Annotated in this window: 17 protein-coding genes and 2 pseudogenes; 15 read left to right on the plus strand and 4 right to left on the minus strand. The window is 68.1% G+C overall.

Annotated elements, in window-relative coordinates:
* Positions 1 to 8 precede the first annotated feature (8 nt).
* The 4 genes and pseudogenes from IG78_RS0104485 to IG78_RS51045 form a co-directional block, all read left to right on the plus strand.
* A pseudogene (locus tag IG78_RS0104485) lies at positions 9 to 674 on the plus strand (LuxR C-terminal-related transcriptional regulator); the annotation flags it as partial.
* 878 nt (positions 675 to 1,552) lie between these two features.
* Positions 1,553 to 2,167, plus strand: a complete 615-nt coding sequence (locus tag IG78_RS0104490) for an XRE family transcriptional regulator (RefSeq protein ID WP_030559878.1) — start codon at positions 1,553 to 1,555, stop codon at positions 2,165 to 2,167.
* A gap of 118 nt (positions 2,168 to 2,285) precedes the next feature.
* Positions 2,286 to 3,170 carry a class I SAM-dependent methyltransferase gene (locus IG78_RS0104495; RefSeq protein WP_030559879.1) on the plus strand — a complete coding sequence of 295 codons (885 nt, stop codon included), beginning with the start codon at positions 2,286 to 2,288 and terminating at the stop codon, positions 3,168 to 3,170.
* Between the two features lie 98 nt (positions 3,171 to 3,268).
* Positions 3,269 to 3,668 (plus strand): annotated as a pseudogene (locus IG78_RS51045) (DDE-type integrase/transposase/recombinase); the annotation flags it as partial.
* A 142-nt stretch (positions 3,669 to 3,810) separates the two neighbouring features.
* On the opposite strand, the gene IG78_RS0104500 reads toward IG78_RS51045, so the two are convergent.
* Positions 3,811 to 4,320 carry a MarR family winged helix-turn-helix transcriptional regulator gene (locus IG78_RS0104500; protein WP_030559880.1) on the minus strand — a complete coding sequence of 170 codons (510 nt, stop codon included), beginning with the start codon at positions 4,318 to 4,320 and terminating at the stop codon, positions 3,811 to 3,813.
* 129 nt (positions 4,321 to 4,449) lie between these two features.
* Between IG78_RS0104500 and IG78_RS0104505 the strand changes: the two genes are divergently transcribed.
* The gene (locus tag IG78_RS0104505; protein ID WP_030559881.1) at positions 4,450 to 4,875 is read left to right on the plus strand and encodes a Rid family hydrolase; all 426 of its coding nucleotides are present in this window, start codon (positions 4,450 to 4,452) and stop codon (positions 4,873 to 4,875) included.
* 114 nt (positions 4,876 to 4,989) lie between these two features.
* The gene (locus IG78_RS0104510; protein ID WP_030559882.1) at positions 4,990 to 5,559 is read left to right on the plus strand and encodes a GNAT family N-acetyltransferase; all 570 of its coding nucleotides are present in this window, start codon (positions 4,990 to 4,992) and stop codon (positions 5,557 to 5,559) included.
* Positions 5,560 to 5,718: 159 nt separating this feature from the next.
* Here the strand turns inward: IG78_RS0104510 and IG78_RS0104515 are convergent, their stop codons facing one another.
* Positions 5,719 to 6,132: a VOC family protein gene (locus IG78_RS0104515; RefSeq protein WP_030559883.1), complete on the minus strand. Its 414-nt coding sequence runs from the start codon at positions 6,130 to 6,132 to the stop codon at positions 5,719 to 5,721.
* Between the two features lie 128 nt (positions 6,133 to 6,260).
* Here IG78_RS0104515 and IG78_RS0104520 point away from each other — a divergent pair, with 128 nt between their 5' ends.
* The 4 genes from IG78_RS0104520 (at position 6,261) to IG78_RS41710 (ending at position 8,595) form a co-directional block, all read left to right on the plus strand.
* A complete protein-coding gene (locus tag IG78_RS0104520; RefSeq protein WP_030559884.1) occupies positions 6,261 to 7,133 on the plus strand; it encodes a sigma-70 family RNA polymerase sigma factor in 873 nt (290 codons plus the stop codon).
* The gene (locus tag IG78_RS0104525) at positions 7,130 to 7,564 is read left to right on the plus strand and encodes a VOC family protein (protein WP_030559885.1); all 435 of its coding nucleotides are present in this window, start codon (positions 7,130 to 7,132) and stop codon (positions 7,562 to 7,564) included. The genes IG78_RS0104520 and IG78_RS0104525 overlap by 4 nt, the downstream gene beginning before the upstream one ends.
* A 141-nt stretch (positions 7,565 to 7,705) precedes the next feature.
* Positions 7,706 to 8,092: a BPL-N domain-containing protein gene (locus IG78_RS47640; RefSeq protein ID WP_225881997.1), complete on the plus strand. Its 387-nt coding sequence runs from the start codon at positions 7,706 to 7,708 to the stop codon at positions 8,090 to 8,092.
* A gap of 77 nt (positions 8,093 to 8,169) precedes the next feature.
* Complete coding sequence (locus tag IG78_RS41710; RefSeq protein WP_051852362.1) at positions 8,170 to 8,595, plus strand: alpha/beta hydrolase family protein; 426 nt, start codon at positions 8,170 to 8,172, stop codon at positions 8,593 to 8,595.
* A gap of 118 nt (positions 8,596 to 8,713) precedes the next feature.
* On the opposite strand, the gene IG78_RS0104535 is transcribed toward IG78_RS41710, so the two are convergent.
* Complete coding sequence (locus IG78_RS0104535) at positions 8,714 to 9,304, minus strand: DinB family protein (RefSeq protein ID WP_078964860.1); 591 nt, start codon at positions 9,302 to 9,304, stop codon at positions 8,714 to 8,716.
* A gap of 428 nt (positions 9,305 to 9,732) precedes the next feature.
* Here IG78_RS0104535 and IG78_RS0104540 point away from each other — a divergent pair, with 428 nt between their 5' ends.
* The 5 genes from IG78_RS0104540 to IG78_RS0104560 all read left to right on the plus strand — a co-directional run bounded on the left by IG78_RS0104540 (position 9,733) and on the right by IG78_RS0104560 (position 16,347).
* On the plus strand, positions 9,733 to 10,179 hold the full coding sequence (locus tag IG78_RS0104540) for a hypothetical protein (RefSeq protein WP_051852364.1): 447 nt from the start codon (positions 9,733 to 9,735) through the stop codon (positions 10,177 to 10,179).
* 26 nt (positions 10,180 to 10,205) lie between these two features.
* On the plus strand, positions 10,206 to 11,093 hold the full coding sequence (locus IG78_RS0104545) for a hypothetical protein (protein ID WP_051852365.1): 888 nt from the start codon (positions 10,206 to 10,208) through the stop codon (positions 11,091 to 11,093).
* Positions 11,094 to 11,148: 55 nt separating this feature from the next.
* Positions 11,149 to 15,168: an SGNH/GDSL hydrolase family protein gene (locus IG78_RS0104550; RefSeq protein WP_225881981.1), complete on the plus strand. Its 4,020-nt coding sequence runs from the start codon at positions 11,149 to 11,151 to the stop codon at positions 15,166 to 15,168.
* Positions 15,169 to 15,251: 83 nt separating this feature from the next.
* Positions 15,252 to 15,581: a hypothetical protein gene (locus IG78_RS0104555; RefSeq protein WP_157855755.1), complete on the plus strand. Its 330-nt coding sequence runs from the start codon at positions 15,252 to 15,254 to the stop codon at positions 15,579 to 15,581.
* A 118-nt stretch (positions 15,582 to 15,699) separates the two neighbouring features.
* Positions 15,700 to 16,347 (plus strand): helix-turn-helix domain-containing protein, encoded by a 648-nt coding sequence (locus IG78_RS0104560; protein WP_051852366.1) that lies wholly within the window; start codon positions 15,700 to 15,702, stop codon positions 16,345 to 16,347.
* Here IG78_RS0104560 and IG78_RS0104565 read toward each other — a convergent pair.
* Complete coding sequence (locus tag IG78_RS0104565) at positions 16,308 to 17,558, minus strand: neprosin family prolyl endopeptidase (RefSeq protein WP_030559894.1); 1,251 nt, start codon at positions 17,556 to 17,558, stop codon at positions 16,308 to 16,310. The two genes, IG78_RS0104560 and IG78_RS0104565, sit on opposite strands and share 40 nt — an antisense overlap.
* Positions 17,559 to 17,864: the final 306 nt, after the last annotated feature.

Here is a 17,864-nt window from a genome sequence, read left to right on the forward strand (position 1 = left end):
ACCAGTACCTGTCAGCCCTCTGCGACAACACGCCTACAAGCTCAGTAGCGGACGACTTTGCCGACGGCGTCGAGGCCGTCGAGCAGGTGCGGCGGCTGCGGCCGGGCGTGGTCCTGACGGATGTGCGGATGCCGCGGTGCAACGGGATCGAGGCCACCCAGCGGCTCCTTGCCGGGTCAGCCGGGTCGTCCCCGTCAGCCCCGCCGGACGGGTCAGCCGGGCCGGACGGGTCAGTCGGACCGGCCGGGTCAGTCGGACCGCCGAATGTCGTGGTGATCACCACTTTCGAGAACGACGGTTACGTCACTGCGGCGCTCAGCGCGGGGGCCAGCGGGTTCGTGCTCAAGCGGCTTCCGGTCCGGCAGATCACCGAGGCGGTACGGGTGGTGGCGGCGGGGGAAGCGACCCTCTTCCCGGCGGCCCTGCGCCGGATGGTCGCCGCCCGCCCGCTCGGCTCCGCCGAGGCATTGCCGAAGGCGGCGCTGACGGAGCGAGAGGAGGAGGTGCTGCGGCTGATGGCCATCGGCCTGTCCAACCCGGAGATCGCGCAGTCGCTCATGGTGGGCCTGGAGACGGTGAAGACGCACGTCGGGAACGTGCTGACCAAGCTCGGTGCGCAGAACCGTACCCACGCGGTGGTGATCGCGTACGAATGGGGTCTGGTGGTGCGGGGTTCACCGGCTGACGCGCGAGACGGCCGCGCGATCGCCACCGACTCAGGCACCGCCCGGTCTGGGCAGCGTCTCCGGATCGTTGGACACGCTGACAGCACACCACCCACAAGCAAGCAGTCCCACACCCGCGGACGTCACCCCCCTTGCCGCGCCGCTCCGGGCCGACCACTTGCAGGACTGCCCGTACACAGCAGGTCATGATGGCTTCGTGGCGGCAAAGGACAGGCAATTCACCGAAGACGGTCACTTCATCATCATCAAGGGCAGACGATGGCGGGCCACTGACCCCCGCCTGCCCGACGACGTGGAGAAACGCCTCACCCACCACCTCATGGCAGCCCGCAGGGCGGTAGCCGCCGCAGGCGACGACGAAGAAGCACGCAAGGCCGCTCGAACCCGCGTACAACTCGCAAAAACGGGACTAGGAGAGCGCGGCACCCCCTGGTGGGAACAGACCCTGCCCCAAAGACGCCAACGGTGGAACAGCAGCCTGCACCAACTAGACCAGGACGAAGGGGACTCCTCGCAAGACAGACCTGCGCGCACCTCATAGCCGTGGCAGCAGGGGCAGTGCACCGCGCTGTGGCCTCAGTGCTCGGCCAGGCCGGGCACCTCGGGCAGCACGTCGCGCAGTCCGGTGGCCACCAGTACCCGCCACCAGTACCCGCCGCGCCGTCAGCGTGCGACCGTCGGCCAGGGTGACGGTGAACCGCAGATCCCCCGTCCGCTGAGGGGACGGCGGATTGGGCAGTGCGTCGCTCTTGTAGCGGGAAGTGTGCGCGGGCATGTCGCGCCCTTTCGTCGTACGTGGCCCCCGTGCTGGACCATCTGCATTCGACGTTAAACCCGGGTTGCATCAAGGGCATACGATGTTGCTCATGACGCAAGAAGATGGGCAACTGGACAGCCTCGTACGCAAACGAATCCGTGCCCTGCGCGTCGCACAGGGCTGGTCACTGGAGCAACTGGCCACCCGGGCCAACCTCAGCCAGTCCTCACTGAGCCGCATCGAGAACGGTCAGCGCCGCCTCGCCCTGGACCAGCTCGTCACCCTCGCACGCGCCCTGGACACCACCTTGGACCAGCTCGTGGAGAACGCCGCCGACGAAGTCGTCATCAGCCCGATGATCGACGGCGCACACGGCCTGATGCGCTGGCCCATAAAGGGCGACCCCGGCATGAGCGTGATGCGCCAGCGGATGACCGACCCACCGCCCGACAACCCGGCCCGCATGCGCGCCCACCCCGGCCGCGAATGGCTGGTGGCGTTGTCCGGCACCGCCATCCTCATGCTCGGCCACCGGCGCTTTCGCATCGAGACAAACCAGGCCGCCGAGTTCCCCACCATGATGCCGCACGCCATCGGAGCCGAGGGCGGACCATGCGAGATCATGGGCATCTTCGACCGTGACGCCCGCCGCGGCCACCAAAAGGACGCCGGCCCCGACGGCTCCGAAGCCGACTGCACAGGCGTCCGGGGTCCCTGCGAATAACGGCGGCAGCCCTCGGCGCGATGGGCGATCTTGCGTGGCGGGCAGCACCCCAAGCCACCTTCTTGCTCATTCCGCAAGTGATCATGCCGCCAGAGCATGGCGGGCTTACGGTGAAGCCATGACCCACACGCATCAGCACACACCCCACCACGGCGAGAGCGGTCACTACGACCACGTCGGCCGCCACGAGCGCAGTGATGGCGGTCAGGCGGAGATCCTCGATCTGGACGCCGAGGTGCTCGCCGAGCACATAGCGTCCATCACCGCCTGGCTGCCGCTGAAGAGCGAGCCGCACCAGATCGTGGACCTGGGCTGCGGCACCGGCGCGGGAACCTTCGCCCTCCTCGAACGCTTCCCCGACGCGCATGTCACCGCCGTCGACACCTCGGCCGGCCACCTCCAGCTCCTGGGCGAGAAGGCATGCGCCCGCGGTATCGAGGGGCGCGTACGGACCGTGCAGGCCGACCTCGACGCCAGCCGCTGGCCCGACCTCGGCAGGCCGGATCTGGTGTGGGCCTCCGCCTCGATGCACCACATGGCCAACCCCGACCGCACCCTGACGAGCGTCCGTGAACTGCTCGCACCCGGCGGCCTGTTCGCCGTCGTCGAACTCGCGGGCTTCCCCCGCTTCCTGCCCGCCGACGCCCCGCAGAACCGGCCAGGCCTCGAAGAGCGCGCCCATGCCGCGACCGACAGCTTCCACGCCGAGCACGTTCCGCACCGCGGCGCCGACTGGGGCCTGATGCTGACAGCCGCCGGCTTCACCGTAGAGGACGAGCGCACCATCACCGTCAACATCGACGGTGCGCGCAGCGAAGCGATCGGCCGCTACGCCTACGGCAGCCTGCAGCGCATCCGCGGCGTAGCCGCCCCTGCCCTCAGCCCCGAGGACCTCGCCGCACTCGACCAGCTCCTGGACACCAACAGCCCGAACAGCCTTCTGCGCCGCGAGGATCTCTCCGTACGCACCGAACGCACCGTCTGGGCCGCCCGCCGCACCTGACCCCAACGGCCCGGATTGCCTGCCAGGCAGCCCCAGCACCCAATTTCTCGTCTCATACGCAACAACCACGGCCCGCACACGCTTCCCGGTATCCCCGGGGCCCAGCCAGGATCGGTCCGATCCGGGGAGTACCCACGTCTACGGTCCACCGCGTCCGGACTCGCCACTGCCTGAATCGACCGAGCTGGATGGACCGGCCCACCGACCAGGTCATCCGCCGCCACGAACGCCTACAGCTTCATCCACACCGCCATCGACACCCACTCCCGGCTCGCCTACAGCGAAGCCCTCACGGACGAACGCTAGGAAACCGCCTCCGAGTTCTGGCGGCGCGCGAACGCCTTCTTCGCCGCACACGGCATCACCGTCGAACGCGTTCTCACCGACAACGGCTCCCGCTGTCGGTCTGGGCTGTTCGGCCGGACTTTGCGTGCGGTCGGCATCATCCACAAACGCACCCGGCCATACCGTCCGCAGACGAACGGCAAGGTGGAGCGACGGGCAGCCGCCCATCAGTCGCGTCAACAACCCTGCGGGTCAAGGCAGCTAGGGTCACGCAGCCAGCGCCGGGCCGGAAGGTCACATGGTCCACCGGACAGTCGCCGGACGGTGCCCAGTGGGTCGTCGCGCGGGACGGCTGTCAGCCGAAGTCGTCGGGGACGATGCGGAGTTTCTGTGCGATGCGGGCGAGGGCCTTCTGGTCGGTGGCGTTGAGCGAGTCCAGGACGATGCGGCGTACGGCGCGCAGATGGGCGGGCGCCGCCTGGCGCACGATCTCGAAGCCGGCGTCGGTGAGTTCGGCGAGCGTGTAACGGCCGTCGGCCGGGTCAGGTGTCCGTACGACCCAGCCGCGCTGTTCACAGCGTTTGATGACGTTGGACAGGCGGGAGAGCGACCCGCTGGCGAGGAAGGCGAGTTCTCCCATCCGCAGCTTGCGCTGCGGGGCCTCGGAGAGGTGGCTGAGCACGAGGTACTCGAACAAAGTAAGGCCGTGTTCCTGCCGCAGCGGCGACTCCAGTTTGCCGGGCAGCAGCAGGACAAGGGAGATCATCCCCGTCCACGCCGCTTTCTCCTGCTCGTCGAGCCACAGCAGTTCCTCATCGTCCTCGTGTCCGCCCGCGCCGCTCATGGGCCCTCCCGTACTGGTCATAGATCTTCCCGCTCTCTCCAGCGAAGCCCGCCATCACTTTACGCTTGAAGTCATTGCGTGCTAGCTTCACTTTACGCGTGAAGTCATGTGCGAGGAAACGCACCCCTATGAACAGCAAGAGGGAGCATCATGAGCACCGTCACCTTCGGCATCACTCCGGGCTCCGGCGAGAAGCTGCACGAGGCCCTCGGCTACAGCGGGGCCGTCCGCGTCGGCGACCGGGTCGAGACCTCCGGCCAGGCCGGGGTGGACGACGACCTGAACATCCCCGACTCACTGGAAGACGAGATCATCCAGGCCTTCGACAACGTGGAACGCACGCTCGCCACGGTCGGGGCCACATGGAAGGACGTCATCCACGTCAACTCCTACCACAAGGTCGCACCGGGAGACGACGCCATCGGCGACGACCACAACACGGTCATGGCCGAGCAGTTCCGCCGTCGCCTCGCCGGCCGCGCGCCCATCTGGACCGAGACCGGCGTCACGGTCCTCGGCCTCCCCGCCATGCGCGTGGAGATCCGCGTCACCGCCATCGTCGACTCCGGGAACTGAACCATTGCCGCGGCCTCTCCGTCCACCGCGCCGCGGAGTCGGCACCTTGCCGTCCAGGCTTGTGACCGCGAGGCTTTCAACCCCTTGCGATCGCGTGCCGATGGAGGCCTTTCGATGATTACCTGGCGTCGGCTGACTGAGCGCGACTTCCCCTTGTTGCGGTCCTGGCTGGAACAGCCGCACGTGGCCCGTTGGTGGAGCCATGAAACCTCGATCGAGGCGGTGGTACGGGACTTCGGCCCCGCCGTCAGGGGTGAGGAACCTTCGGAGGACCTTCTCATCCACCTTGACGGCAGCCCGGTCGGCTTGGTCCAGCGTTGCCGCCTGTCCGACTATCCGGAGTATCTGGCTGAACTCGCCACCCTGGTAAAGGTGCCTTCGGGGGCAATGACCATCGACTACCTGATCGGTGAGCCGCAGCAGGCAGGCCGAGGACTCGGCCCACAGATGATCCACTCGGTCATCCAGGCGACCTGGAACGACCATCCCGATGTCCCATGTGTCCTGGTGCCGGTGTCGGCGGCCAACCGGCCGTCCTGGCGTGCCCTGGAGAAGGCCGGGCTGCGCCGGATCGCCGAGGGCGACCTGGAGCCGGACAATCCCGTCGACGACCGCGCCCACTACCTCTACCGAATCGATCGCCCGGCAGAGCCGCATCAGGCCGAAGCCAGAGCCAGTACTTGAGCGCGTCGATCGTCCGCTCCCGCCCCCCAGTGGCGACGGTCGGCGGGAAAGGGGAGCCGGGGACGATGTCCAGGCTGCCGCTCGGGGTCGGCGCCGTGCCCGGGACGGCCGCGGCACGCGCTCCGCCGTCCCGGACGACTGCCGGCCAACAGGTCGCGGCTACTCCGCGTAGGGCTGATCCGTTCCCTGGGCGCTGTAGCCGAGACTCCAGATGTAGCCGTCGGGGTCGGCGAAGGTACCGCCGTACCCGCCCCACGGCAAAGCTCCGGCAGGCTTGAGGATCTGGGCGCCCGCCTTCTGGGCCTCTGCCATGACCTCGTCGACCCGTGCCTCACTGCGTACGACATAGGTCAGGACCAGCCCGCTGAAGCCGCTGCCGTCCGCCTCCGTGCCCACCTGCTCGGCCAGGCCCTCGCGGCCGTAGAAGCCGACGGGCGAGGCGCCGTCCGACTCGAAGAACACCGAGATGCCGTAATCGTTCTTGATCTTCCAGCCGAGCCCTTCCAGGTAGAACTGCTTGGCCCGGTCCATGTCCCGGACAGCGAGGAGAATCGAGCTGACGTGCGCTTTCATGCCTTGTCTCCAGGTACTTCAGGTGGATGCGCCCGCGGTCGCCGGACCCCGGCCAGGGTCTGGATGTCACATCGGCGCGGGTTCGCCGGTCAATCGTTATGACAGGAGCGAACAAAGGAATGTGACAGATGGTCGAGCAGGACTGGCTGAGCCAGCGATTCACCGAGCACCACAAACACCTGCACGCGGTGGCCTACCGGATGCTCGGCTCTGCCAGCGACGCCGATGACGCGGTGCAGGAGGCCTGGCTGCGGGTCACCCGCGCCGACACCGACCAAGTGCAGAACGCGGGCGGGTGGCTGACCACCATCGTCGCCCGGGTCTGCCTGAACATCCTCGAAGCACGCAGGGCCCGGCGCGAGGAGCCTGCCGGGGCGCTGCCACCCGAGCCGACCGCAGCGCACCCGAGTACCCGACTGAGCGGCCGGGCCGACCCCGAGGACGAGACGCTGCTGGCCGACTCGGTCGGTGTCGCCCTGATGGTCGTGCTGGATACGCTGACCCCCGCCGAACGGCTCGCGTTCGTCCTGCACGACGTCTTCGCCGTGTCGTTCGCCGAGATCGGCGCCATCATCGACCGCTCCCCGGCAGCGGCCCGGCAACTCGCGAGCCGGGCCCGGCGCCAGGTGCAGGGAACGGCCGACGCGTCCGATGCCGCGCGCTCCCCCAAGCGGGAAATCGTCGAGGCCTTCCTCGCCGCGGCCCGCGGCGGAGACTTCAGCGCGCTGCTGGAACTGCTCGATCCGGACGCCGTGGCCATAGAGATCCGCGGCGCCCACGAGGTGGCGGCCTTCTTCGCCGGACGCGCTCAGGCCGCCCGACTCGCCCTGGTCGACGGAGTCCCGGCTGCCGTCTGGTCACACCGCGGCCGACCCAAGGCCCTCTTCACGTTCACCACCTACGACGGAAAGATCACCCGCATCGCCATCGACACCGACCCGGACCGCCTCCAGGACCTCGACATCATCTTCCTGCCCGCCAAGGAAAAGGAGCGTCGTTGACCGGCACGGATCTCCGACTCTCGGCCTGCACACTCCCCGTCCACGACCTCGATGAGGCGCTCGCCTTCTACCGTGACGTGCTCGGCTTCTATCGTGACGTACCCGGCCTCGATGCACGCGATGGCCTCGAAGCGGCGGGAACACAGCGGGTGAGCGTCCGCCCGCCGACGCAGCCGGACGTGCAGATCATCCTCGAAGTTCCCAGCACACACCTGAGCCTCCCACAAGCCGACCGGCAGGCGATAGCGGACCTGATGGCCAACGGCCACCTGGGCCGCCTCGGCTTCACGACCGACAACTGCGACGCCGCCTTCGAACACATCGAGGCCACCGGTACCGAAGTGATGCAAGAACCCATCAACCAGCCCGACGGCGTCCGCGACTGCGCCTTCCTCGACCCCTCCGGCAACTTTCTGCGAATCACCCAGTAACGGCGGGCAGTTGTGCCCCGACGAGAAAAGCGACCGGCCGCCCTCGCTCTGGTGTGCAACGGCCCGCAGGGCTGCTCCGCATGCGCGCCGACAGTGGCCGGCCTGCTGCGTCGGGCACCGCGGCCGTTCCGGGTCGAGTACGTGGGCCCCGGCACCGGGACTCCCCTCACCGCGGCCGCTCTGGCCGACGCGCAGCTCTACGTCCAACCCGGCGGCGGCGCCGACCTCGAAGGAACCTGGCGGCACCTGCGCGCCTCCGCCGGTGCGGTACGCGACTGGGTCCGCGACGGAGGCAGCTACTTGGGCCTGTGCTTCGGCGCTTACCTCGCCGGACGCAACCCACCTGGCCTACGAGTTGTTCGATGCCACCGCCGGGCGACGATGAATGACGGTGCCGGTGCCGTCCCGTCCGGTCAAACGCCCTGGTGCTGTCCGAGACGCCGGCGAGCACGACGCGGCAACCCTGTGCGAGGCGGTACGGGAGAAGGCGCAGGGAGCGGTGGATACGCGGCAAGGCCGTCCTGCTGACCGGAGGAGCACGATGAACGTCACCGAGTTCGCCGCCGCCCAGTGGACACGCGCCACCGGCGCCGGAGGCAAGACCAATGGCGGCCCGGTGGTTCCACCTCGCCACCCTGGCCCCGTACGCGGAAGCGGAACTCGCTGCCTCCGAGGCGGACCGGGCCTTGAGCAGGGCCCTCGCCGCGCTGGAGCCCGGTGCGCGGCGGTGCGCGGCGGTGCGCGGCGAGGGGTTCACCGGCTGGCTGCGCGGCCCGTCCGACGCGCCGGGGACCGTGGTCGGGCTCGCCGGGCTCGCCGGGCTGAGTCTGGGCGGCTCCATCGCCGCCCGGGCCGCAGCGCTCGAACCGCGCGTGGCGGCGGTCGCCACCGCCAGCGGTCCCTTCCGACTCGACTGGGATGAACTGCCCCCGCCGGTGCGGGACATCATGGCCGGGCGTGCCGGCGGACCGGTCCCAACGCCTCGGGCATCGCGGCCGATGTCACCGACCTCAGCGCGGTGGACGCGCTGAGGGAGACCGCCAAGGTCCGGTACGGCCGCTTGGACGGCCTCTTCGCAAAACGCGGGCACCGGCACCTTCCTGCCGTTCGAGAACAGCACCGTGCCGGGCTTCGACCACAGCATCGACGTCACCTTCGCGTATTCGTCGACCGGCGGTCGCCAGCCCGCTGGAGACGGAGTTGGCCGATCTCCGCAGCGTTCTTCATCAGTTCGGCGTTCACCCAGGCGACCATGTGCGCAACGGTGTGTCGAGGGTCGTTCTGCCACGGGAAGGGGGCGGTGGAGTCCAGGTCGGCGCCGGTGAACCGGTCCAGTGCCTCCAGCCACTCCGTACGAAGTCCTCGCAGCCACTCGACAGTCGGCTCGCCCGCACCCGGCCAGGTGATGTCACTGCGCTCCCGAGGCGCTCTGCCATGAGCGTGGTCGACGGCCACGCTCCACCACCAGCCGATGTGCCAGCTCAACCAGCCGATTGTCGGCACAGGAACGGGCTCGGGCTCACTCTCCGCCCAGTCCGGCACCCACGTTCCGTCGTCGGCCTGGCGTACCGTCCAGCAGCTTGCGGCGGGCTCCCACAGGAAGTCGTCGGCTTCGAGCCTCTCCAGGTGGTACTCGAACAGCGCCCAGGTCAGGTCGAATTGCCAGCGCAGCAGGTCGAGGGCGTACCGAGGGGCGGATTCGTTACTCGAGGCAGTCACTCGCCGACCCTCGCACGTCATCGATGCCTTGGGAATCGAGTATCTGACGGCACGGTAGCTCAACCGCTCCCTCCCCCGTGCGCGCCGAGGCGACGAGACGCGCCCTGGCGACGGCACGCGCCTGACGCCACGTCAGGCGTCGACCTGACCTGAACACCCTGTTTGCTTTCGATTTGATCACTTGAAGTGCAAAACATGATCAAATATGAAACCGGAAGGTCATGTTATGTCGCATATGACGAAGAATCTCCGTTCAGTGACCGTGTGGCGGCTAAATACAGTCCTCTCCTGGTTCCCGTCCTCAGGGAACTCTCATGTTCGCGTCGGGTAGGGGGCTGCGCGGTGGCGCGCCCGCCCCACACCGCGACGCGCCAACGGACGAGGAAAGCAAGGAGATTCCAATGCCCGTAGACACGGGTTCACGTAAAGTCCGCCTAGGGATCGCGGCCATGGCCGGGCTTGCGGCGGCCGTACTGATCACGTCTCCGGCGGCAGCCGGTGAGACCGACAACCTGTACAGCGCGGAGGCGTGCAAGAGCCCGGGCGTCTCGAAGTTCAAGTTCCACATCTGGTACAACTCCGGGCAGAACGGCTCGTACCGCAACATCGGCTACAGCATCTACGACTTCAACGACGCCCCGGACGGAGTGGTGGGTGCGCACTCGGCGCTCACCTTCTGTGTCAAGAACGGTGCGAGCGCCCCCTGGCCGGGATCCGGACTGAAGGTCAAGAACAACGGCGCGGCGGGCGAGAACGAGCACCACAAGTACAAGGCCCGGGTGTACGTCAACAGCGGATACAAGGGCGCGCAGGACGTGATGGCTCCGTACCAGCACATCGACCGGTTCCGGCACGTCTACAACAACAACGCCTCGTTCAAGTGGTCCAGCAAGTGACCGGGCAGCAGAAGGGAACAACGAGGATGCGGCTGACGGCCAAGGCAGCGGTTCCGGTCACGGCTCTCGTGCTCGCGGCCGGGGCGGGCGCCGCCTACTACACCTCCGTGGGTACGGAGAAGGGCAGCGGCGCCGACTCCGGCACGTACCAGGTCGCCGCTCCGGGCAAGGTCGCGCAGGCTTATGTGGGCTCCCCGGACGACCCGGCGACCTGGCGCCTGCCCACCGAGGCGTACATGCCCACCGCGACCCAGGCGCGCGTGGTGACCCAGTCCCGGGACCGGCTGCTCGACCAGTGCATGAGCGCGGCGGGCTACGACGCCTGGAAGCCGGCTCCCGACCTGCCCGAGATCGGTGGCAAGACGCTCACCGACTGGCGCTACGGCGTCCACGACGCCCGGCTCTCCGCCGAGCGCGGCTACCACCCCGCCGAGGGCGAGCAGGAGGCGTACGACAAGGCGATGGAAGCCGGGGCGGTGGATGAGTCCGGTGCCGACGACGCCACGCTGCGGGGCTGTGTGGAGAAGGTGGACGGGAAGGTCCCCGACACGACACCGCCGGCCATCGTCCAGGAGATCAGCGGCAAGTCGTTCCTGAAGTCCCAGAAGGCGCCCGAGGTCGTCGATGTCTTCGCCAAGTGGTCGTCCTGCATGAAGGACAAGGGCCACGGCGGGTACAAGCGGCCGCTCGACGCCAGCGACGACCCCCGCTTCACTGACCCCGACAAGGTGACGGACCAGGAGATCGCGACGGCCAAGGACGACATCGCCTGCCGCGACACCTACGACGTGGCCCGCACGTGGTTCGACGCCGAGTCGAAGATCCAGCGGGACGAGATAGCCAAGCACTTGAAGGACTTCGACAAGGCGGCCGCGGCGACCCGGGAAGCGGTCGCCAAGGCGAAGGAAGCCTGACCGGGTCCCGCTCCACTTCACCACTGCAAGGAACGTTTTGATACGCCGTCATCGCGTGTCGAGCCGTCTGCGCACACCTCTGCTCGTCACCACGGCCATGTTGGTCGCGAGCGGGCCCATGGTGTCGCAGGCACTCGCCGCAGAATCCCCACTGCCCACCCCCGCCTCCGCCAAGGAGGCGGAGACCGGACCGCAGTCCCCCGGCAGACCCGGCTCGAACCGTGTCACGAACCCGGACGCCAACCTCGGCAAGGACTGGAAGAAGAGCCAGGACCGGGCCGTCACCGCCGCCGCCGACGCGGACGGCCTGCGTATCCTCACCGCCGAGTCGAGCAAGGCGTACGACTGGAAGACGGCCGCAGTCCTCAGCGAGCCGGGGATCCCGGCCGACTCGTGGATCGGCAACCAGTGCGTCATGGACGACTCCCATGTCGCCGCCGTGTACGCCCCGCGCGCCTTCACGAACAAGCCCGGCCTGATGCAGGGCGGCGCGTTCACGGCCATCGTGAACACCAGGACGGGTGCGGTGACGAAGCTGCCGTTCACCGCCACGCTCGCCTACTTCGACCCCACCTGCAACACCACCACGCACACCGCCGCCTTCACCCAGTACCGCGACATGAACGACGCGTCGCAGGTGAAGACGCGGGTGATCACGGTGGACACCGCCGGGAAGACGGTCGCGAAGACCGGTGAGCTGCGCGGGCAGGTGTCGTCGGCGGCCCCGGTCAAGGACGGTGTCGTCGCCGGTCTCGGCCGCGACCTCGTGCACGTCAGCGACAAGGGCAAGGTGCGCAAGCTCGCCCAGGGCGACAGCATCCCCTTCGACATCCGCCCCCTGACGGGCGACCGGATCGGCTTCGTGGACCGCAAGGGCACCAAGACGGCGCAGGCGAAGGTGTACGACGGCCACACCAGGCCGCGCACCGTCGCCACCGGACGCCTCGGCGACCTCGATCTGGCGCCCGGCGCACAGGGCCGCGCCTTCCTCACCGGCGACGCCAAGGACGTCAAGGTGGCGGGGAGCGGCATCACGAAGATCGACGCGCCTGCCGACACCAGCGTCTCCTCTCACGGCCGCCTGGCCGTCGAACCGGTCCTCACCCCCGGCGTCCGCGCCGGTCTCACCCGTATCAAGGCTGCGGGGAAGGGCTTCGACAAGGCCGAGGAGCCCGAGGCCGGAGTGCGGTCCCGTACTGGCAAGGCCCCCGGGACGGCCGACGACTCCGCGATCAAGGTGACGTCGACCGCCACCACGACCGGCAGGAAGGTCGCGCAGCACGTCGCCCCGGCGCAGCCGGGCACGGGCAGCGGCCTCTCCCCGGCCCTGACCGGCGGCGCCACACCACGCACGCTGACCCGCGCGGCCGCGCCCGCCCCCTCGCCCGTCTCCCACGACCCCCGCGACACCGACCGCTGGTGCTCCGTCTCCCGCAACGACATGAACGCGCAGGCACTCCAGCCGACGCCGAACCAGGTCGAGTGGGCCGTGGACATGGCCGTACGCGGCGAGCTGCGCGGCAAGTGGCTGCGCCAGGGCGGTTACCGCAGCCAGGCCGGGCTCGGCACGATCGACCCGCAGGGGCTTTTCCCGCGGCCGACGCTGAACGGCGGCGGGCACATCCCCGCCAACGTCCTGCTCGGGATCATGGCGCAGGAGTCCAACCTGTGGCAGGCCGAGAACGGCGCGGTCCCCGGGCAGATGGGCAGCCCGCTGGCCGCCGTGGACGGCTACTACGGTCACAACGCCAAGGACACCCTCTTCGGCTACTGGCGCATCAACTGGAAGAAGTCCGACTGCGGTTACGGCGTCGGTCAGGTCACCGACGGCATGCGCCTGTCGGGGCACGAGAAGGAGGACGAGACGAGCAGCACCGACCCCAAGGTGCAGAAGCTCCTCGCGATCGACTACGCCTCCAACGTCGCCGCCTCGATGAAGATCCTGGCCGACAAGTGGAACGAGGTCCACACCAAGGGACAGACGATCACGGTCAACAATGACGACCCGTCCCGTGTGGAGAACTGGTTCACCGCGGCCTGGAACTACAACCTCGGTTTCAACCCCACGTCGGAGGCCCAGAAGCACGGCGGGCACTGGGGCCTCGGCTGGTACAACAACCCGGCGAACCCCATGTACAAGAAGGGTGCCTGGGACCACCCGTTCATGGATGTCAGCTTGAACGCGAACAACATCCGGGACGCGGCGAACCCGCAGAACTGGCCGTATGAGGAGAAGGTCCTCGGCTGGGCCGCCTGGTCCATGGACACCGGCCTCTCCTACGGCACGGACGGCCGTCAGGACTGGCCGGGCGAGTCCGGGTTCGCATCGGCCGGTTTCCGTCCTGCCTGGTGGAACTCCACTGCTGCCCGTTCCCGGGTCAGCCCACCGCTGGATGCCTTCTGCAACAAGAAGAACGGTTGCGACACGTCCAGCCCTCCGGACTGCCCGGACGCGAAGTGCTACGAGAAGTACTGGTGGAACCAGGAGAACGTGACGTGGAAGTCCGACTGCGCCCAGACGTGTGGTAACGAGGACATCAAGTACAAGACTCTGATCGCCGAGCCCGGCCGCGGCCACCGGCTGAAGTACGGTGAGCCGGTGTGCGACGCCGCACCGAAGAACGCCGAGGTCGTCGCATCCGTCCCCAGCGGCACGGAGACCTGGTCGTCGTGCGGCAAGGCGAAGTCAAAGGGCAAGTTCCAGTTCACCTTCTACCCCGACGGGGACGGGCACTACGAGGCGAAGGCCGATCTGCATTCGATCGGCGGCGGCCACGGTGGCCACTTCTGGTACACCCACACCCGCGATGAGGAGTCTCACCTCGGCGGGCCCGGCAACCGGATGACGATCGACGGCAAGTGGACGCTCGGTCACAAGCTCGACTGGGCGCGCGTGCTTGTGCACCTGCCCGACACCGGCGCGCAGACCCGGCAGGCCGCCTACGTCGTCCGCAACTCCGACTCCAAGAGCCCGAAGCGCCACGTGCTCCAGCGCGCCGGCGGCTGGGTGAGCCTCGGGGCGTTCCACTTCACGGGAACGCCGGAGGTCGAGTTGTCCAACACCACCAAGGACGGGATGGCGGACGAGGACATCGCCTGGGGCTCGATCGCCTTCCAGCCGCTGCCGGGTAAGCCGAAGAACTCCGTCGTCGCCATGGGTGACTCCTACTCCTCGGGTGAGGGCGCGACGGAACCCGGCGGAAAGAACTACTTCTCCGAGACCGACTACAAGAACAAGCTGACCGACAAGACCACGGACAAGTGTCACCGTTCAAAGCTGGCCTGGTCCCGGCAGGCGTCTCTGCCCGGAGCCTCGCAGTCCATCGGCAAACTGGCCGACAGCTTCGACCCGCAGATGGACTACCACTTCGTGGCCTGCTCCGGAGCACGCACCTACGACATGCTCAAGGACGGCCAGTCCAGCGAGGTGCCACAGGTCGACGCCGGGTACCTGGACCAGAACACCAGCCTGGTCACACTCAGCATCGGCGGCAATGACGCCCGTTTCACGGACGTCATCACGAAGTGCATCGACCTTCCCGTACCGTCCCTGAAGAACTGCCAGGCAGCCACGATCGGGAACGTCGATCCCGCCACCGGCGAGGACCGGCCAGGGAGTACTGACCGGCTGGACAAGTGGGCCCCGAAGTGGCTGCACGAAGCGGTGCGACCGCAGATCGTCAAGGTACTCAACAAGATCCATTCTGAGGCGCCGAACGCGAAGGTCGTCCTCATGGGCTATCCCCGGCTCCTGGAGCACGACGGGTCCTGCGTCCCGGCCATGGAAAAGACCGAAGGCCAGTTCGTGAACACGGTGGCCGACACCCTCGCCAAGGAGATGAAGGGCTCCGCCTCCGACGCGGGGTCGTGGGCGGCCTTCTCCGACCCGCGTGACGAGTTCGCGGGAAAGGCCATCTGCGGTGACCCGGAAACCATCCACGGCATCGTCATGACAGGCCGGTCACAGGCGGACAACGACGCGCCGGCTCCGTCTATGCAGTCCTTCCACCCCAAGCCCGCCGGAGCCCGCCTGTACGCGGACTCCCTGGAGCACACGCTCCAGGGCAAGGGCTGACCGCATTTCCGGCCAGGGGGCCTGAGCACGTACATACATCCGCTCAGGCCCCCTGGTTTCCCCCACAGAGGAAACTCACGAATATGACATTCCCCCCACGCCGCAATGACGGGACGCTGGCCGTGTTCGTGGCCGTCATCGACATCTTGATCGTGCTCTACGCGGGCTACGGCTACGTCCTGTCCGGACTGTCCTTCGGGGCGCCGAGCCCACGGGAAGCCCAGGACGCAGCGGCCGAACGCGAGAGCATCCTGTGGTTCCTGGCATGGCTGGCGGGCGGCGGATTCTGCCTCGCCGCGGTGTTCCGGTGCTGGAAGACCGCCGTGACGCACCTGGCCCTCGTAGCGCTGCCGCTCCTTGTGGGCCTGGGGTTCCAGGTGGCGAACTCACACTCGGCCACCGGCGCGGGCTGAGCAACTTGCCTGGCGGTATTTCGGGTCGTCGTGACCATCTCCGGCGCCCAAGTGCGCCCACACCAGCAATCGGGCAAAGTTCTTTGCATAAAACGCAAAACGCAGGCACGGTGAACATATGAGCGATGACTTCGATGCGGTGCTGGCCGCGGTCGGGCCCCGGCTGCGTGCATTGCGCCGTCGCCGCGGCGCCACCCTGACCGCTCTGTCGGAGAGCACCGGCATTCCGATCAGCACGCTGTCCCGGCTGGAGTCCGGGCACCGCAAACCGGGCCTGGAACTCCTGCTGCCCCTGGCCAAGGCCTACCGGATGCCGATCGACGAACTTGTCGGCGCCCCGGCCGATCTAGACCCCAGGGTGTATCCGCAGCCGTTCACCCGCAACGGCCTGACCGTCATCCCGCTGACGCGCAAACCCGGCGGGCTGCAGGCGTTCAAGCACATCCTGCCCGCCGGACTGACCGACGGCCGCGAACCTGACCCCCGCTCGCACGAGGGCTACCACTGGCTGTACGTCCTGCGCGGCAGCCTGCGCGTCGTACTCGGTGACAAGGACTTCATCCTCACCGAGGGCGAAGTCGCCGAATTCGACACCCACCTTCCGCACTGGTTCGGCAACTCCGACGAACACTCCGTGGAATTCCTCAGCATCCTCGGCCCTCAGGGCGAGCGCGTCCACATCAAAGCCCGTTACGACGGCCCCCTGCCCTTGCGCAGCGGCGGTGTTCAGCAGGAGTCCCCACCCGGCCCCCCGAAGAACAAGTAACTGCCCCAGTCGGACCCCGAGTTGTTGGTGATCTGAAGTGAATAACAGGGGCCGCTCACCGAACCCGCGTCCGACAGGGTCGCATGCACCGCACCGCCGCTCAGGGGGTTCACCGCCGCGACGCGCTGGTACGCCGCCTGTCCGAAGCCCGCCGACGCGTGTCGTCCGGAGCCCATCGGGGGCCACTGAGTGATCAGGGTTCCGACCTCGCCGCCGAACTTGGCACGGGCGGCGTTGGTGGCCATCGGCCCGTTGTTGAACCATGCCGCCGGGTAGCAGCCGATCGCATGGTCGTCGAAGTAGAGCCACCAGGCGTTGTTGGTGAAGTAGAAGCCCATCTTGTACTCGACCTGCGTGCCGCCGCTCTGCGACACCGCCAACGGGGCGCCCGGACGCACATAGGGGTTGGGGACCGGCTGGAACGCCTGGCCCGCTTCGTTGTAGAAGGAGTGGCCGGCTTCGTAGTTCCGCCTGGTGGAGAAGACGAAGAAGTGGGGCGTGGCGTTGCCGTACCGCGTGATGTCGACATGCCAGCCGCATTCCACGGTCTGCAGGACGGAGCCATCCAGGCCCGCGTAGTACCACTGCTGGCTGAAGGTCGACTGGTTCGACGCCGCAGCGAACGGGTTCCACACGTTGATGCGGCTTGCTCCGCCCAGGCAGGGGATGTTCTGCTCACCGGTCGCGTATCGCTTGCCGAGCGCGGCCGCCGGTGCCTCGGCACCGGCGGATGCCGCGAGGGCGGGCGGCCTTTGCTTCGCCGAGGACGCCGCGAGGTTCGGGAACCGGCACAGCGCCGAGAGCGTGGTGCGGTACAGCGGTGTCGTACCCGCGGGGGCGGTGCGTGCGGCCGACACCTGCCGCGGCGGCGGGCTCACGGCTTCTCGCGACCTCGGGTCCGCAGTCAGCGGCGCTTCGGATTCGGGCAGTTGAGGCGGGCCCTGGTCGGGGGCGACGGCGAGGCCTCCCCAGTGGCGTGCCGCAGGATGCGCTTCCTCGGGGACGCAGTCGACGACCTGGCCGTCGTTTTCGACGTAGCTCTCGACGGCGTGGACGCCCTGGTACATATCCATGACGTACGCCCGGATCTCGTCGAAGTCCCGTGAGCTCGCGACGGCCGCACCGGGCAGTCGGCGTGCTTCCTCGTACGTGGTCGAGGCGACGGACCCAAGAAATGCGTCCAAGGGCTGCGGAGAGAGTTCAGTGGTCATGGGGCGACGCTCCTTGGTCGACTATCCGCATACGCACGGTCAGCGGCCGTCGGCGGCCACTTCGATTACACCTTTGACTGCCGTCTGAACGTAGGGTTATCCGCCTACTTCACTCGTGTGAGGGAGAAGAGACGGCGCCGGGGGGCACTGCGCCAGCAGATGGAGGCCGATCGTGGTCACCGTCCGCGCGGCCGCCGATCGGCGCGTAAGAAGCTGAGCGATGGGCTTGAGGCTGCCGCAGCGGAAGCCTCTACCGTCCTGAGCAGGGCCGGAGATTCCGACCCGGTGAAGCACGGGTGAGGGAGG

Source organism: Streptomyces aureocirculatus (assembly GCF_000720475.1).
Lineage (GTDB): Bacteria > Actinomycetota > Actinomycetes > Streptomycetales > Streptomycetaceae > Streptomyces > Streptomyces aureocirculatus.

Excerpts from the sequence above, each read along its gene's own strand:
- IG78_RS0104490 (WP_030559878.1), top strand. The coding sequence starts at position 1,553 with ATGACGCAAGAAGATGGGCAACTGGACAGCCTCGTACGCAAACGAATC.
- IG78_RS0104495 (WP_030559879.1), top strand. The coding sequence starts at position 2,286 with ATGACCCACACGCATCAGCACACACCCCACCACGGCGAGAGCGGTCAC.
- IG78_RS0104500 (WP_030559880.1), bottom strand. The coding sequence starts at position 4,320 with ATGACCAGTACGGGAGGGCCCATGAGCGGCGCGGGCGGACACGAGGAC.
- IG78_RS0104505 (WP_030559881.1), top strand. The coding sequence starts at position 4,450 with ATGAGCACCGTCACCTTCGGCATCACTCCGGGCTCCGGCGAGAAGCTG.
- IG78_RS0104510 (WP_030559882.1), top strand. The coding sequence starts at position 4,990 with ATGATTACCTGGCGTCGGCTGACTGAGCGCGACTTCCCCTTGTTGCGG.
- IG78_RS0104515 (WP_030559883.1), bottom strand. The coding sequence starts at position 6,132 with ATGAAAGCGCACGTCAGCTCGATTCTCCTCGCTGTCCGGGACATGGAC.
- IG78_RS0104520 (WP_030559884.1), top strand. The coding sequence starts at position 6,261 with ATGGTCGAGCAGGACTGGCTGAGCCAGCGATTCACCGAGCACCACAAA.
- IG78_RS41710 (WP_051852362.1), top strand. The coding sequence starts at position 8,170 with ATGGCGGCCCGGTGGTTCCACCTCGCCACCCTGGCCCCGTACGCGGAA.
- IG78_RS0104535 (WP_078964860.1), bottom strand. The coding sequence starts at position 9,304 with ATGACGTGCGAGGGTCGGCGAGTGACTGCCTCGAGTAACGAATCCGCC.
- IG78_RS0104540 (WP_051852364.1), top strand. The coding sequence starts at position 9,733 with ATGGCCGGGCTTGCGGCGGCCGTACTGATCACGTCTCCGGCGGCAGCC.
- IG78_RS0104545 (WP_051852365.1), top strand. The coding sequence starts at position 10,206 with ATGCGGCTGACGGCCAAGGCAGCGGTTCCGGTCACGGCTCTCGTGCTC.
- IG78_RS0104555 (WP_157855755.1), top strand. The coding sequence starts at position 15,252 with ATGACATTCCCCCCACGCCGCAATGACGGGACGCTGGCCGTGTTCGTG.
- IG78_RS0104560 (WP_051852366.1), top strand. The coding sequence starts at position 15,700 with ATGAGCGATGACTTCGATGCGGTGCTGGCCGCGGTCGGGCCCCGGCTG.
- IG78_RS0104565 (WP_030559894.1), bottom strand. The coding sequence starts at position 17,558 with ATGACCACTGAACTCTCTCCGCAGCCCTTGGACGCATTTCTTGGGTCC.